We start from the raw sequence: 15,102 nt of genomic DNA, 5'->3' as shown, positions 1-15,102 counted from the left end.
GCTTTTTTTGCTGTACGGACTCACCTGAGCGAATCCAGCGGCCAGCGTGGCTTCACATCAAACGCATATTCATGCAGTGCCTGCTCGCGTCCCGCCTGTATGCGCATGGCGGCAGCCATGGCAATCATGGCGCCGTTGTCGGTGCACAAATGCAGCTCGGGGTAGTGCACGCGGATCTTGTGCTTGGCGCAGGCTTCATTGAGCTGCTCGCGCAACTGCCTGTTGGCTCCCACACCTCCCGCCACCACCACGCGCTTCATGCCGGTCTGCTTGAGTGCTGCCATGGTTTTCTTGACCAGCACGTCCACAATCGCGGCCTGCGTGCTGGCGGCCAGATCGGCCTTGCGCGCTTCGAGCTCGTCACCCAGCTTTTTGGCCTGGGTCAGCACGGCCGTCTTGAGACCGGCGAACGAGAAGTCCAGATCTCCCGAATGCAGCAAGGGACGAGGCAGCTTGAAGGCTTGGGGATCGCCGCTCTCCGCCAGCTTCGAGAGCACGGGACCGCCCGGATAGGGCAAGCCCATGAGCTTGGCTGATTTGTCGAAAGCCTCGCCCGCCGCGTCGTCGATGGTTTCACCCAGGATTTCATATTCGCCCACGCCGTCCACACGCATGAGCTGGGTATGACCACCCGAGACCAGCAAGGCCACGAACGGGAACTCCGGCGGGTCGGCACTGAGAAAGGGCGAGAGCAGATGGCCTTCGAGGTGGTGCACGCCCAGCACGGGCTTGTCCAGCGCGGCCGCCATGGCGCAGGCTGCACCGGAGCCGACCAGCAAAGCGCCGGCAAGGCCTGGGCCGCGCGTAAAGGCAATCACATCGACATTGTCGAGTTGCTCCCCGGATTCGGCCAGCACCTTCTCGGTCAGCGGCAACACGCGGCGAATATGGTCACGGCTGGCCAGCTCGGGCACCACGCCGCCATACGCGCGGTGCATTTCAATCTGGCTGTGCAGCGCGTGGCTCAGCAAGGTGGGCACACCTTGGCCGTCCGGCGTGCGCACCAGGGCCACACCGGTTTCATCACAAGAGGATTCGATTCCCAGGATCAGCAAACTCATGGCCGCGAGTGTAGAACTTGCGCCCTCCAGATGCAGGAAAGGCGGACATTAGCCCTGCCCGCCTTCACTATTCAATTCATAGCAGCCTAGGGCTGATTCACATTTGGTGTCCCGGAAATATAGTGCTCCAGCTGGTGGATCGTGAACTGCTGGGCCGAGATGATTTCCTTGACGATGTCGCCAATCGAAATCAGCCCCTGCAGCTCGCGGGTCTCGCTGATCACGGGCAGATGGCGCATGCGATTGCTGGTCATCAGCGACATGCACTCCTCGCTGGTCTGGCGTGGAAGCACGCAATGCACCTTGCGCGTCATGACCTCGTCCACGCGCGTGCTGGCCGAGCTTCGGCCCTGCAGCGCGATCTTGCGCGCGTAGTCGCGCTCGGTCACGATACCGGCGATCTCGCCACCTTCCAGCACCAGCAGCGCGCCAATGCTTTTTTCCGCCATGAGCTGCAGCGCAGCCAGCATGGTGTCGGAGGGAGAAACGCTGTAGATAGTGCTGTTGCCCTTGGCGCGCAGAATTTCGGCGACGGTCGTCATCTGGTTCTCCTTTCTGGATCGGCCTGTCATGCAAAGCGCATGACGACATGACCAGTGTGAGAATCCTGCTGCATTGCGGCAATCAGGCTATGCCCGTATACAAAAACAAAAAAGGCAGCCAAAGCTGCCTTGATACTGTCACCCAATCCGGGGCTCAGCGCCGACCGCCCAGCAGACCCGCGCCCAGCTTGAACAAATCTCCGGCATCCAGCTTGCCGTCGCCATTCTGATCGAGCAGGCTGCCGAGAATGCCTCCCGCCATGCCGCCTTGAGACTGAATCTGACCACGCTCCTGGTCCAGAGCACTGCCCAGGTCGCCAGCTCCCATGCCCTGCGACTGGACCCGATTGGCCAGGAAGGACATCACCAGCGGAGCCAGCAGGGCCAGCAACTGGCCTGCATTGCCACCCAGGCCCGTGGCCTGGCCCAGCCGGGACTCGGCCTGCTGCTGCTGACCGCCAAAGATATTGCCCAGGATGGCACCCGCATCCAGCTGCGAGTTGCCGGCGCCGGAGCCGCCTCCCAGCACCGAGCCCAGAATGCTGCCCAGCCCACCCAGGCCGCCAGCCGCACCGGCGCCACCGCCCGCGCCGCCGAGCAGGCCACCGAGCCCACCCAGCAGACCGCCCATATCCATCGCCCCATTGGCACTGCTGTGATCGCGCTGCAGCGCACCGAACAGATCTGCGGCGCCCTGAGGCTCAGCCGTATTCTGGCCCAGCGCACCAAACAGCATGGGCAGCGCCACGCCCACGGCCTGCTCGGCCTGCACGGAGTCGATGCCCAGCTGCTGGGCCAGGCCCTGCATGGGAGCACCCTGCAGCTGGCCCATGAGTTCGTCGGTCAAAGATGCGTTAGCGGTCATTTCAACACTCCTCAAAAACAGCGCACATGGTACGCGCGCCCTGTGTCCCGAAATGTGATCAATGTTCATTCACTGCGCAAGCCCCTCCCGGGCTATAGACCATTGAGGCGGCCAGCGTCCTGGGCAGGGTTTGCTACAGGCCGCAGCGTCTGGTGACGGCCTGGCTCAGAAGGAGTGCGAGATGCCGACCAGCAGCGAGCGCGGCTTGCTGCCCTTGGGAACCGAAGGCCCGGCATTGCTGGCGCTGTTGATGGTGAATGCTGCGTCTGCCTCGTTGCGAATCGCGGAGACACCCGCATACAGCTTGGTGCGCCTGGACAGCGCATGGTCGTAGCGCACGCTCAGGGCTCGGGCATCGCTGTTGGCGCGCGCACGCCCCTGGAACTGCCCATAGGACAGCAGCACCTGCCCTGCCGTGCTGACCGGTATGGTCATGCTGGCTTCAAAGAAGCGTCCGCGCTTGCTGGCGGCATCCGGCAGATCATCCTCCCGGGTGGAAAACAGCAAGGCCGCCCGAGCCACCTTGAAGTCATAGGAGCCGCCCAGCAAGCGATAGCGGTCGGTGTTCTGGGCCGTGGTGCGACGCTCCCACAGCGAAGCACCCAGGCTCCAGGGGCCGCTCGTGTAGTCCAGCGAGCCGCCGAACTGGCGCCCCACATTGGTGCCGGCGTTCTCCCCGAACGAGTACATGCCCCGCACCACCAGTCCTGCCATGGAAGCCGACTGAAAGCGTAGCGAGTTGTCGGCGCGCAGCACCGTGCCGTCACGGAAATAGTTGGCGGCGTTGCCCCAGATCAGGCCCGTCAGGGCATAGGAAGCCAGCGAGGTGTGAAACGTGGTGTAGTGGCGCCCCACCGTCAGCTGACCCCAGTCGCCGCCCATGCCGACGAAGATCTGTCGACCGAAGGCGAGCCCTCCCTGAGCGCGCTCACCGGTATCGGCATTCAGTCCGGCCTCCATCACGTACAGCGCACGCAGGCCGCCGCCCAGATCCTCGGTCCCGCGAACGCCCCAGCGCGAGCCCGCCAGGACACCGCTTTCCGCACGCAGGGTGCGGCCCGCGCCGGTGGACACCGACTCGGCAGCCATGTCCACCACGCCATACAGCGTGACCTGGGATGTGGCGGGCGCAGCGGTCTGAGCCTGGGCCAGCGAGCATGTGGAGATGAAGGCAGCGGCCACGGCCAAGCCTCCCGATTGCAAGGATGTCATGAAGTCTCTCTTTTTAGTAATGGATGGGGCTCGCGGCAGAGTCCTGCCGCTGTCGAGCCGCTGACAGCGGCATCCGCCGCAGTTGCGGGGATGCCGTGTGGAAGTCCGGCGCCTCAGATGGCGCCGGCCGCGCTCATTCGAGGCGGATGTTCTTTTGCGTGATCAGGCTGCCGTAGATGCGTGCATCGTTTTCGATGCGCCTGGCCAGCGAGGCGGCGCTGGTGTCGTCGATGCGCCAGCCCTGGGCCAGCAGCTTGCTGCGGATATCGGGAGCATGAAGAATCTTTTCCAGGGCCGCAGCCAGCTTGGCGCGATGCTCGGCGGGCATGGAAGCCGGTGCCATGACCGCATTCCAGACTTCGATGTCCACATTGCCGGCACCGATCTCGGGCATGGCCGGAACGCCGGGCGCCAGGGGGCTGCGCTTGCTGGAACTCACGGCAAGGGCGGCCAGCTTGCCGGACTGGACCAGCGGCATGACCGTGGAGGCCGGCAGCAAGGCCATCTGTACCTGGTCGCCCATCAAGGCGTTGACCACCGCCGGGCCGCCGTTATAGGGCACATGCTGCAGATTCAGCCCCATGGCCTCCTTGATCAGCTCCACGCCCAGGTGGCCGCCGGACCCCGTGCCCACCGAGCCGTAGTTGCCCTGGGTCCCGGTCTTGAGCGCCTTGAAATACCCCCCCGCATTCGCGGCCATGGACTTGGGAGCCACCAGCACCAGAGGTGCCGATCCGATCATGGCCAGCGGTGCGAGATCCTTGATCGGATCGTAGGGCAGCTTGCTGTAGAGAAACTTGGAGCTGGTCAGCGGGCCGTTGCCGATGACGCCTATGGTGTGGCCGTCGCCTGCTTTGGCCACGGCGTCAGCGCCGATATTGCCGCTGGCCCCCCCTTTGTTCTCCACCACCACGGGCTGCCCCAGGGCCTTGGTCAGGGGCTCGGCCAGCAGGCGGGCCTGCACATCGGGCGAAGAGCCGCTGGCATAGCCGACGATCAGACGTATGGGGCGGGTGGGCCAGTCAGCCTTACCCTGGGCCTGAGCCACCAAGGGCAGGCAGGCAGCGGCGCACAGCAGCAGGGCCGCCCGGCGCACGGGCATCGATTTTTTTGTCATCTTTATGTCTCCAGAATCTCGGTCTCAGTCTCGGATCAACAATCGGCGTATCCAGCCATCAGTTCCATCATCGGTGGCAGGCGTCCGCTGGCGGGCAGGGCCAGCTGCGAACGGTACACCCGGGTTTGCAGGCCAAAAGCCTGCTGTGCAGGCGTTTCGAGGTGATGCGCCTGCATTTGGTCGGCCCACCATTGGGCACCTTGGGTGCATGCCGGTCCGTCGAGATGCTCGGCCAGCATGACCACCGTGACTTCCCCCCGGGCCTGCTCGGCAATGCGCTCGCCGCCAACGGGGTAGTGCAAGGAGCGCTCGACCGGCACCGCACCCGCCATGACCCGCAGCAGACGTCCCTGCTGTACCGCCTGTTCAGCCCAGCGGGCTGCCTGTGCGGCCCAGGCCTGTACATCTGTGGTGACGGCCTTGAGCGTAGTCAGCGCCGCACCGCTGGATGCTCCTGCCTGGACCTGCAACATGCAGGGCCTGCGCATGAAAGCACTCAGGCGCGGCCTCATGCGTGCCGACCAGGGCGTGGGATTGGCGATCACATCCGCATACTCGGCCGAGTCCAGGGCCGCCAGCGACTCCAGACCGTAGAGCGTGAAATATCCGGAAGCGCCGACATAGCGATGACCGTAGACAAAGCCCGGCAAGCCCACGCGCTCTGGAACATGCTCGAAAGCATGCCAAGCCTCGTATTCTGCGCGAGCCTCGGGCCGGTCGATATCGTTCCACAAGGCCAGAAAGGCGGTGCTCATGATGTCAGGCCCGCCCCGGGCTGAATCAGCACCTTGCTCGCCAGCCGTGCCCGCGCCAGCTCAAACCCCTGCCCGGCCTGCGCAAGCGGCACGCGATGGGTGATCATGAGGCGCAGCTGATCCTGATGGGTTTGCATGAATTCAACGACCTCCAGCCAGCAGCGCTCCGGCGTGCGATAGGAGCCGCGCAGCTGCTGATGACGTCGTACCAGGGCCGTCAGGTCAAGCGGCACGGGAGCTGAATGAATGCCGGCAATCACCAGCACTCCGTGGGTCTTGAGCGCACGCAAGGCCGGCGCCAGCACGGCCGCCGCCCCGGTGGCTTCGATCACCACATCAAAGAGAGCTTGCTGCGTATACGCGGCAAGGGCTTCGTCGATGTCCTGGCCCTCGAAGTCCAGCAAATCCTCGAACCCCATGGAGCGCAGGACCTCCAGCCGCGCGGCATCGCCATGGCCGGCAACCACCACCTGGGCCGCCCCTGCGGCACGCGCAAACAGCGCAATGCCCTGGCCGATATTGCCGGGCCCCAGGATCAGCACGCGATCGCCGGGCTGGACATTGCCCGTGCGCACGGCTTCGAAGCTCACCGACAGCGGCTCGGCCAATGCGGCAACCTCAGGGTCCACGCCATGCGGAATCGCCACGCAATTGCGCAGGGGCACGGCCACATACTCGGCAAAGCCGCCATGGCGCATGACACCGATGCCGCGGCGGGTGGTGCAGGCATCGAAGTCTCTGGCACTGCAACTGGGGCAGCTGCCGCAGGTGACCGAAGGTCGCACGGCCACCAACTGGCCCAGGGGCAGATGCTCGGCCCCCTCGCCCCTGGCCACGATCTCGCCACTGAACTCGTGGCCCACGGTCACCGGCAGCGCGGCCTGCAAAAAGTGATAGCTCGCCGTCCAGGCATCGATATGCAGATCCGTGCCACAAACACCTGTGGAATGAACCCGCAGCAGCACCTCGCCTGCGGCAGGCGACGGCATGTCGACCTCGTTGAGCTTCAGTCCCTTGGCGGACTCGGTTTTTTGCAAGGCTTGCATGAGACAGGCAATGCATGCGTGGACATGCATCTCAAAACGAACAGGATCGGCAGTGTTGCCGCCCTTCATTCATATGTCCAACACTGATTTGATATAAAAATCATACTTTTAAAATATGGATTGATTCAGGCATGGAACTGAGACATCTGCGCTACTTCGTGGCGGTTGCAGAGCAGGGCAACGTCAGCAGGGCCGCCCGCAAGCTATTCATCGCCCAGCCGCCGCTGTCACAGCAGCTCAAGCAACTCGAAGATGAGGTCGGCACGCAGCTCTTCACCCGCCTGCCGCGCGGCATGCAGCTCACCGCTGCGGGCGAGTCACTGCTGGAAGATGCGCGCGTCATATTGGCGCGTGCCGAGCAAGCGCCCTTGCGAGCGCGCGAACGAGAGCGCAGCAGCCAGACCGTGCTGCGCCTGGGGCTGGTTCCCTCGGCCATGCAGTCACTGCTGCCCGGCCTGCTGCGGGCCGTGGCACAGGCCGGCTGTGAGGTGCAGATCGAAGCCCGCGAAATGATTTCCTCGCAGCAACAACGGGCCTTGCGCCAGGGCGAACTGGAACTCGGCTTTGCCCGCCCCGGGCACAAGGAGGCCGACGAGCTGGAACTGGCCAGCATTGACGACCCCTATTGCCTGGCTGTTCCGGCCTCACACCCTCTGGCCGGAGGCAGCGGAATGCTGGATCTTCAGGCTGCCGTGCATCAGCCCTTTGTGGGCTTCACCCGCTATCAGGACACCGACTACTTCGACCGCACGGTCGCGCTGTGCGCCGAGGCCGGCTTCACCCCGCTGATACGCCACGAGGCCGGTCAGCTGGTGAATGTGCTGGCACTCGTGGCCTGCGGTCTGGGCGTGGCCATCGTGCCGGCATCCTTCGCCATGTTCCACCGCGAGCAGATCGTGTTCCGGCCGCTTCGGGCTTCGCGCCAGGTCAGCCGGCTCGCCGTCCTGGCGTCTGCCGAAGCGCTCAGGAGCAACCCCATGCTGGACCTTGTCGCCCAGCTCGCGCAATCCCAGTTGCAGGCCCTGGCTGCACAGCTGGCGCAACAGGGAGCGACGGCTTCTCGATCACAGCCGGTTTGATTTATATAACCAAATCGTCTGACAACTCATGGTTTTTATAGCGACAATTACGGTAATCATGAGCATCAGCCACTACATCAAGGAAATCGGTCGCGGCACCAAGGGCGCGCGCTCTCTTTCGCGGGCCCAGGCCTGCGATCTGATGGGGCAGGTGCTGGACGGCAAGGTCAGCGATCTGGAACTGGGCGGCTTTTGCATTGCCATGCGTTTCAAGGGCGAAAGCGCCGAAGAGCTGGCAGGCTTTCTCGACGCCACCCAGCAACGTCTGCCCGTGTGGCCGCAGGCTCACAAAGCCCTGCCCGTGGTCGTCATCCCCAGCTACAACGGCTCGCGCAAGCTGGCCAATCTCACGCCGCTGCTGGCAGGTCTGCTGGCGCAACAAGGCCTGCCGGTGCTGGTGCACGGCAGCCATACCGAGGACAAGCGCCTGGGCACGGCCGAGGTATGGCAGCAACTGGGCTGGACGGCCATCGAGCGCCCCGTCGCTCTGGAGCCTGGCGACAAGGTCTGGATGCAGACCCGTCACCTGCTGGCACCGCTGGATCGGCTGCTGCAGATTCGCCGCCAGATGGGCCTGCGCAACCCCGCGCACAGCATCGTCAAACTGCTGGACCCCATCCATGGCAACAGCACCGCGCAGTCCGGGCTGGTGCTGGCCAGCTATACCCACCCGGCCTATGCCCAGCCCATGCTCCAGACGCTGGCCCTGCGCGCAACCAGTGCGCTGCTGGTGCGCGGCACGGAAGGCGAGGCCGTGGCCGCCCCCCACCGCGAACCCGTGAGCACGGGTGTGATTGCCGGAGAAATCTGCTTTGAGCGTTCTTCCCTGCACAGCAGCCAGCTCGCATCCGGCACCGAGATCAGTGCCCCGGAACAAGATCTGAATGCCGAGCAGACAGCCCGGCTGACACTGGGCATATTGAGCGGCCGGCTTGCTGTGCCGGCCCCCATCGCACAGCAGCTGGAACAGATACAAGCCCTGCACCAGGCCATGCAGGCCACCGATGCCGACGCGGCCGCCAGCCGCGCCGCACTGCAAGCCTATAACCGCAGCCCGACTGAGACCCCACAATGACTGCCATTTCCAACAACCCCGATCAGCGCGGCTCGTGCACCCTGGTGGGCGCCGGCCCCGGCGACCCCGAGCTGCTGACCATCAAGGCCGCCAAGGCCATTGCCGCAGCCAGCGTGCTGTTTGTCGACGATCTGGTCAGCGACGGTGTGATGAGCCACGCCTCGCCCAGCGCCCGCGTCGTCTATGTGGGCAAGCGTGGCGGCTGCAAGAGCACTCCCCAGGCATTTATCGAGAAGCTCATGATTGCCGCCGTGCAGGACGGCGAGCGCGTGGTGCGCCTCAAGGGCGGCGACCCCTTCATCTTTGGCCGTGGCGGCGAAGAGGTCGAACATCTGCGTCAGGCCGGCATCGAGGTGGAGGTCATCAACGGCATCACCTCCGGTCTCGCGGGCCTGACCAGCCTGGGCGCCCCGCTGACCCACCGCGACCGCGCACATGGCGTGCTTTTCATGACCGGTCATGCCAAGCCCGGCGACAGCGGCCCTGACTGGCGCCAGATTGCCGCCACGGCCCATGCAGCCAAGCTGACGCTGGTGATCTATATGGGCGTGAGCAGCGTCGAGCGCATCAGCAGCGAGCTGCTCAGCGGTCTGCCCGGCAGCACGCCCGTGGCAGTGATCCAGCATGCCAGCCTGCCGCAGCAGCGCCATGCGCTGACCTTTCTGAAGGATTTGCCGCAGAGCATTGCTGACCATCAGCTGGGCAGCCCCAGCATCATCGTCGTCGGCGATGTGGTCCAGGGTATTGCTGCCTGGCAGAACCAGCCCCAGGCCTTGCCGCAGTCAGCGGCAGCCTGATCCAGGACCATCTCCGGGCTGTCCCGCAGCCCGGGCGGGCGGCAAGCGCCGCCCCGACTCAGGGAGTACGCGTCTCGGCGAAGCGCTCGGCCAGCTCCTTGCGCAGTTCCTTGCGAACGATGGCGGCGTCCCAGCGGCGCTTTTCCTCGTCGGTTTCGAGCTGCAGCGGGGGCACGGGGGCAGGCTTCTTGTCATCGTCCACAGCCACCATGGTGAAGAAGCAGCTGTTCACGTGGCGCACCACCTGGCTGCGAATCTCCTCGGCAATCACCTTGATGCCGATTTCCATGGACGACTTGCCGGTGTGGTTCACGCTGGCCAAAAAAGTCACCAGTTCGCCCACATGGATGGGCTGCAGAAACATCACCTGATCCACGCTCAGCGTCACGACATAGCGGCCCGCATATCGGCTGGCGCAGGCATAGGCAACCTGATCCAGCAGTTTCAAGATGGCGCCGCCGTGCACATTGCCGGAGAAGTTGGCCATGTCGGGCGACATGAGCACGGTCATGCTCAGCTGGTGGGATGGTGTATTCATGGGGCGCGATTCTAGAAGTGATCCATGGCACATGCAGAGGCTTGCCGCATATCCCAACAGGACAACGGGCTGGCGACTGCACAGGCATCACGATCCGCGCATTTCGGGACTTTGTCAGCCCCTCAAACCCCAGTGACCGGCCATCTGGGACAATGACCGGCTTTGTTGTTCGTGCTTCAGCGCCCTGCCCGCCGTGTCCTCCACCCCACAGGTCCCCTTCCAGATTTTTGACGCCATCATCATCGGCGCCGGTGCCGCCGGCCTGTTCTGCGCGGCTCAGGCCGGCCAGCACGGCCTGAAGGTGCTGCTGATCGATCATGCGCCCAAGGTGGCCGAGAAAATCCGCATCTCGGGCGGCGGACGCTGCAACTTCACCAACCGCGATCTGGACGTGCGTGCGCCGCACAAGCATTTTGTGGGGCAGAACCCCCAGTTCTGCCGTTCTGCCCTGTCGCGCTTCACACCTGCCGACTTCATCACGTTGATGGACAGACACGGCATTGCCCATCACGAAAAGCACAAAGGCCAGCTGTTTGCCGACCATTCGGCCGAGGACATCATCGCCATGCTGCTGGCCGAGTGCACAGCGGGCGGCGTGCAGCGCTGGCAGCCTTGCCAGGTCAAGAAAGTCGTGTTTTCACCGGAAAACCCAGACACAGAAAGCGATTGCAGCTATCAGATTGAAACCGATCGTGGCCTGGTACAGGCTGCCAACCTGGTCATTGCCACCGGCGGCCTGAGCATTCCCAAGATAGGCGCCACCGACTTCGGCTACCGGCTGGCCCAGCAGTTCGACCTGCCGCTGATCGAGCGCACGCCCGGCCTGGTGCCCATGACCTTCGACGGCGAAGGCTGGCAACCCTACGCAGGCCTGGCCGGCCTGGCCCTGCCCGTGGAAATCAGCACCGGCAGCAAAAAGGAGCGCATGAGCTTCCACGAGGATTTGCTGTTTACCCATCGCGGCCTCTCCGGTCCTGCGGTGCTGCAAATCTCCAGCTACTGGAAGCCCGGCACCCCGCTGCAGATCAATCTGCTGCCTGGCGTGGATCTGGCCGAGGTGCTGGCCCAGGCCAAGCTTCACTCACGCAAGCTGGTAGCCAACGAGCTGGCCGCCCACCTGCCAGCGCGCCTGGCCGATGCCTGGGTCAGCCGCATGCCCGAGCTGCAGCGCCCCATCAACGAGGCCGGCGACAAGGCCCTGGCCAGACTGGCGGAACAGCTGTCGCGCTGGGAAATCACCCCCACGGGCACCGAAGGCTACAAAAAAGCCGAGGTCACGCTGGGCGGCGTGGATACCAAGGTGCTGTCCCAGCAAACCATGGAGTGCAAGAGCCGCCCGGGCCTGTACTTTATCGGCGAGGTGGTGGACATCACGGGCTGGCTGGGCGGCTACAACTTCCAGTGGGCCTGGGCCAGTGCCGCTGCCTGCGCCCAGGCCATGGCGGAAAAGCAGTCGGTCCAGGCTTGAGCCACTGAAATCGGAGCGGCGGCCGCCATCAAAAAAGGATCGCCGAACCATCCTTTTTTGCTGGCAGCCCCAGGGCCCACCATGCGCTCAGGCCGCAAACTCCGGGCCTTCATAGTGCTCGGGAACCTTGAGCTGCCCCGAGGAGATGGCTGCGGACGCCCTGGCCACGCGCTCGCGTACAGCGGGCGCCACTGCCTGGCCCATGGTCAGGCGCACGGCAGCCGGATCGCTCAGTCCGATCTTGCGAATGCCCGGGCCAGGCGCACCGCGCTCCTGCATGTCCTTGACGGCCAAGAACGCGCCAATGCCCACATCGGCCCAGGCGGAAGCGACGAACACCTGCGGGTCCATCGTGGTCCAGTCGATCACATTGCCGATCTGGCGCGTGCCCGCCTCGCGGCAGGCCTGGGTCACGCCATCGCGGCCGGAGTTGAGCATGGTGAAGATCACATCGGCACCGGCTGCCATCTGGGCCCTGGCGATGCGGTGCGACAAGGCGTTGTCGTCCTGATCGCCAGAGAAGTTCGTCAGCAGCTTGACCCTGGGATCGGTATCGCGCACGCCGGCCGCATAGGCGGCACGCCCCTTGAGCCCCGGGGGCACGCGAATGCCCGACATATGACCGACCACACCGGTTTTGGTGGTCAGCGCCGCCAGCACGCCGGCCAGATAGGCCGACTCTTCCTGCAGCACGTCATAGCTGCAAAGATTGCTCCCCTGCACCGCGCCCTGGGTCACGACGAACTGGGTCCTGGGAAAACGCGCCGCAACTTCGGCTGCGGCCTGATTGTTCTGCCCGCCATGGGCAATCACCAGTTGCGCGCCCTGCCCCGCGAGCTGCGCGAGAGCCGGCTCCAGCAACTCCTTCCTGGGCGCCATGCCGTCGAGAAAACGGGTCTGCACGCCCAGCTCCTGGCGCGCTTTTTCCAGACCGCGCCAGCCGGCCTCCATAAAGCCCTTGTCACTGCGCGAGCCCGCAAACAGACCGCCCACCACCAGAGAATTGCCGGCCGCAGCAGCGCCCGGAGCCTGGGCCTTGCCGGCACAGGCCGTCAGCGCCAGCAGGCCGGGGACGGCGATGGCCGAAGCCATCCATTGACGACGCGAAACCGATGAGGAATGAGAAGCGCTGGACAAGATGAAAGCTCCTTGGACACGGAAAAGACAGCGGTGCGCACAGGCACCAGGTCACTCGCTTCCTGACTTGAGTCAAGAAACAGAGCTCTTAAACTGTATGCAATTTCCGTGCACAAGATGCTCCACACAAACCCCAGAGCCCGGCGACACCGGCATGGGCCTGGGGCAGCCCGGCCAGGGCCTGCACCTTGCGCGCAGCAAAGGCATGAAGACAGTCGCAAGCGCACAATGGCGGTGCCTGGACCGGGGCTTTGGCAACGCCAGCCTGCTGCGGCAAAGCCCTGTCATCGCGGCCAGCGCGGGACGGCTTGGCTGCACTATGCAGACGCGGCCCAAGTCTTGGTCTATAATGCTCGACTTTGCTGGCATTACCCCGTCGGCCATACTAGTTAAAAAGTGGCGGGGAAACCGCTGTACACGGCTCTCAGGCCCGATCTTCCCGAGAACCCTCTGTCAGCACAGATATATCTGGAAATTAAATGACTACCATCCGCGTCAAAGAAAACGAGCCCTATGAAGTTGCCCTGCGCCGCTTCAAGCGCACCATCGAAAAGCTGGGTCTGCTGACCGATCTGCGTGCTCGCGAGTTCTACGAAAAGCCCACAGCCGAGCGCAAGCGCAAGAAGGCTGCTGCCGTGAAGCGTCACTACAAGCGCGTTCGCAGCATGCAACTGCCTAAGAAGCTGTACTAATCGTTGATTAGGACCAGTCGGCCTTAAAACAGCCGCAAACCCGCGCTCGGGACGCCAGGCGCGGGTTTTTTGTTTTCTGGCCACTGCCAGGCCTGCCCGGCCGCGCAGTGACCTCCCAGCGCATGGATAGTCAACGCCGTTCACACGGCGCACCACCATTCGCCCACCCTAAGGAGAAAGCCATGAGCCTGAAAGCCCAGATTACCGAAGACATGAAGACCGCCATGCGTGCCAAGGACAGTGCACGCCTGGGCACCATCCGCCTGCTGCAGGCCGCGATGAAGCAAAAGGAAGTGGACGAGCGCATCGAGCTCGACGACGCCGCCGTCATCGCCATCGTCGACAAGCTGATCAAGCAGCGCAAGGACTCCATCGCCGCCTTCGAAGCCGCCAACCGCGCCGATCTGGCCGATGTGGAAAAGGCCGAGATGGAAGTGCTCAAGGTCTATCTGCCCGAACGCATGGGCGAAGCCGAGATCACCGCGGCCGTGCAGGCCATCGTGGCCGAACTGGGCGCCTCCGGCCCCGGCGACATGGGCAAGGTGATGGGCGCCGTCAAGACCCAGCTGGCCGGCAAGGCCGATATGGGCCTGGTGTCCGCTGCCGTGAAGGCCGCGCTGACCCAATAATTGGCCACCGGCCTGAGCCGCCACGCGGCATCAGGCTCAAAAACAGAAGCTGCTTGCGCTTGTTGTACATATCTTTCAGATTAAAAACAGTCTGAAATTTATGTATATCAAACGATAGCAGCTTCTTTTTTTATAGCACTCCTGAATCCCGTGGGCGCCTGTTTGCTGAAGAACTCCTGCAGGAACTCGACGCAGACCCGCACCTTGGCCGAGCGCTCCAGCCGCGTCGGATAGACCGCCCAGATATTCGCCTGCTGCTGCCACTCGGGCAGCAACTGCAGCAGGCTGCCGGCCTGCAGATCGGCCGCCACATCCCAGAGCGAGCGCAGCACGATGCCATGGCCGTCGCGCGCCCATTGCACGGCCATCTCGCCATGATTGGTGGACAGCGGCCCGGTCACTTTCACGCTGCGCTCCTGACTGCCCGAGCGCAGTTTCCAGACACCGAAGGGATGGTCACGCTCCTTGATGACCAGGCAGTCATGCGCAGCCAGCTCGTCAAGCGTGCGCGGACTGCCGCGCCGCTGCACATAGGCCGGGGCCGCGCACAGTACGCGATGGTTATCGGCCAGATGGCGCGCAATCAGGTGCGGCGCGATCTCGTCGCCCACGCGCACATCGAGATCGAAGCCCTCGGCCGCGACATCGACGATGCGGTCAAACACCTCCAGGCGCAGCTGCAGCGCCGGATATTGCGCAATCAGCTGCGACAGCGCGGGCGCCACCACATTGCGGCCAAAGCCGAAGCTGGTGGACACCCGCAGCAGGCCGCGCGGCTGGCGGCGCGTCACATCCACCTCCTGCAGCAGATGCTCGACCTCGTCCAGAATGCGCTGCGCCCAGTGGTAGACGCGCTCGCCCTGCTCCGTGACAGCGACCCGCCGTGTGGTGCGATGCAGCAGCTTCACGCCCAGCTCCTGCTCCAGCAGGCGGATGCGCTTGCTGACAAAGGCCGGCGAGGCATTGTGCGCGGCCGCAGCTTCGGCAAAGCTGGCTTTGCGCACCACGGTGGTGAAGACACGCAGGTCTTCTGGCGAGGGCATTTTCTGCACGATCTGTAAACAATCAGGCCACGATCAGTCAATTGTA

16 protein-coding genes are annotated in these 15,102 nt (G+C 64.2%); 6 read left to right on the top strand and 10 right to left on the bottom strand.

The features are described from left to right. Nucleotides 1-20: 20 nt before the first annotated feature. The 7 genes from tsaD to DJFAAGMI_RS23895 form a co-directional block, all read right to left on the bottom strand. Entirely contained in the window at nt 21-1,061 is a 1,041-nt protein-coding gene (gene tsaD, locus DJFAAGMI_RS23925) for a tRNA (adenosine(37)-N6)-threonylcarbamoyltransferase complex transferase subunit TsaD (RefSeq protein WP_211459721.1), read from the bottom strand. Nucleotides 1,062-1,147: 86 nt separating this feature from the next. Continuing rightward, a complete protein-coding gene (locus DJFAAGMI_RS23920) occupies nt 1,148-1,603 on the bottom strand; it encodes a CBS domain-containing protein (RefSeq protein WP_003079039.1) in 456 nt (151 codons plus the stop codon). Nucleotides 1,604-1,757: 154 nt separating this feature from the next. Further along, complete coding sequence (locus tag DJFAAGMI_RS23915; protein WP_211459719.1) at nt 1,758-2,468, bottom strand: DUF937 domain-containing protein; 711 nt, start codon at nt 2,466-2,468, stop codon at nt 1,758-1,760. A gap of 165 nt (nt 2,469-2,633) precedes the next feature. Next, nucleotides 2,634-3,680 carry a porin gene (locus DJFAAGMI_RS23910; RefSeq protein WP_211459717.1) on the bottom strand — a complete coding sequence of 349 codons (1,047 nt, stop codon included), beginning with the start codon at nt 3,678-3,680 and terminating at the stop codon, nt 2,634-2,636. Nucleotides 3,681-3,813: 133 nt separating this feature from the next. Further along, nucleotides 3,814-4,782, bottom strand: coding sequence for a Bug family tripartite tricarboxylate transporter substrate binding protein (locus DJFAAGMI_RS23905; protein WP_211459762.1), 969 nt, complete (start codon nt 4,780-4,782; stop codon nt 3,814-3,816). Nucleotides 4,783-4,832: 50 nt separating this feature from the next. Further along, nucleotides 4,833-5,552 carry a hypothetical protein gene (locus tag DJFAAGMI_RS23900; protein ID WP_211459715.1) on the bottom strand — a complete coding sequence of 240 codons (720 nt, stop codon included), beginning with the start codon at nt 5,550-5,552 and terminating at the stop codon, nt 4,833-4,835. After that, the gene (locus DJFAAGMI_RS23895; protein WP_249334761.1) at nt 5,549-6,598 is read right to left on the bottom strand and encodes a zinc-dependent alcohol dehydrogenase; all 1,050 of its coding nucleotides are present in this window, start codon (nt 6,596-6,598) and stop codon (nt 5,549-5,551) included. The genes DJFAAGMI_RS23900 and DJFAAGMI_RS23895 overlap by 4 nt, the downstream gene beginning before the upstream one ends. 131 nt (nt 6,599-6,729) lie before the next feature. Between DJFAAGMI_RS23895 and DJFAAGMI_RS23890 the strand changes: the two genes are divergently transcribed. From DJFAAGMI_RS23890 to cobA, 3 genes are read left to right on the top strand one after another with little or no spacing between them, the layout of a single operon-like run. Continuing rightward, nucleotides 6,730-7,677, top strand: a complete 948-nt coding sequence (locus DJFAAGMI_RS23890; RefSeq protein ID WP_211459711.1) for a LysR substrate-binding domain-containing protein — start codon at nt 6,730-6,732, stop codon at nt 7,675-7,677. 58 nt (nt 7,678-7,735) lie between these two features. Continuing rightward, nucleotides 7,736-8,752: a DNA-binding protein YbiB gene (gene ybiB / locus DJFAAGMI_RS23885; protein ID WP_211459709.1), complete on the top strand. Its 1,017-nt coding sequence runs from the start codon at nt 7,736-7,738 to the stop codon at nt 8,750-8,752. Next, nucleotides 8,749-9,549: a uroporphyrinogen-III C-methyltransferase gene (gene cobA / locus DJFAAGMI_RS23880; protein ID WP_211459707.1), complete on the top strand. Its 801-nt coding sequence runs from the start codon at nt 8,749-8,751 to the stop codon at nt 9,547-9,549. The genes ybiB and cobA overlap by 4 nt, the downstream gene beginning before the upstream one ends. A 58-nt stretch (nt 9,550-9,607) precedes the next feature. Here the strand turns inward: cobA and DJFAAGMI_RS23875 are convergent, their stop codons facing one another. Beyond that, on the bottom strand, nt 9,608-10,087 hold the full coding sequence (locus tag DJFAAGMI_RS23875; RefSeq protein WP_003053005.1) for an acyl-CoA thioesterase: 480 nt from the start codon (nt 10,085-10,087) through the stop codon (nt 9,608-9,610). A gap of 193 nt (nt 10,088-10,280) precedes the next feature. On the opposite strand from DJFAAGMI_RS23875, the gene DJFAAGMI_RS23870 reads away from it, so the two are divergent. After that, the gene (locus DJFAAGMI_RS23870) at nt 10,281-11,555 is read left to right on the top strand and encodes a BaiN/RdsA family NAD(P)/FAD-dependent oxidoreductase (protein ID WP_211459705.1); all 1,275 of its coding nucleotides are present in this window, start codon (nt 10,281-10,283) and stop codon (nt 11,553-11,555) included. A gap of 87 nt (nt 11,556-11,642) precedes the next feature. Here DJFAAGMI_RS23870 and DJFAAGMI_RS23865 read toward each other — a convergent pair whose 3' ends face one another. After that, nucleotides 11,643-12,692 carry a BMP family protein gene (locus DJFAAGMI_RS23865; RefSeq protein WP_249334759.1) on the bottom strand — a complete coding sequence of 350 codons (1,050 nt, stop codon included), beginning with the start codon at nt 12,690-12,692 and terminating at the stop codon, nt 11,643-11,645. 479 nt (nt 12,693-13,171) lie between these two features. On the opposite strand from DJFAAGMI_RS23865, the gene rpsU reads away from it, so the two are divergent. Further along, a complete protein-coding gene (gene rpsU / locus DJFAAGMI_RS23860) occupies nt 13,172-13,384 on the top strand; it encodes a 30S ribosomal protein S21 (protein ID WP_003052999.1) in 213 nt (70 codons plus the stop codon). 182 nt (nt 13,385-13,566) lie between these two features. After that, nucleotides 13,567-14,013, top strand: coding sequence for a GatB/YqeY domain-containing protein (locus tag DJFAAGMI_RS23855; protein ID WP_211459703.1), 447 nt, complete (start codon nt 13,567-13,569; stop codon nt 14,011-14,013). 107 nt (nt 14,014-14,120) lie between these two features. Here DJFAAGMI_RS23855 and DJFAAGMI_RS23850 read toward each other — a convergent pair whose 3' ends face one another. Then, nucleotides 14,121-15,056: a LysR substrate-binding domain-containing protein gene (locus tag DJFAAGMI_RS23850; protein ID WP_043004799.1), complete on the bottom strand. Its 936-nt coding sequence runs from the start codon at nt 15,054-15,056 to the stop codon at nt 14,121-14,123. Between the last annotated feature and the right edge of the window lie 46 nt (nt 15,057-15,102).

The sequence above is a fragment of the Comamonas brasiliensis genome, from assembly GCF_018292285.1.
GTDB lineage: Bacteria > Pseudomonadota > Gammaproteobacteria > Burkholderiales > Burkholderiaceae_C > Comamonas > Comamonas brasiliensis.
The sequence above is the reverse complement of the archived record's forward strand: the minus strand, read 5'-3'. Positions and strand labels throughout refer to the sequence as shown.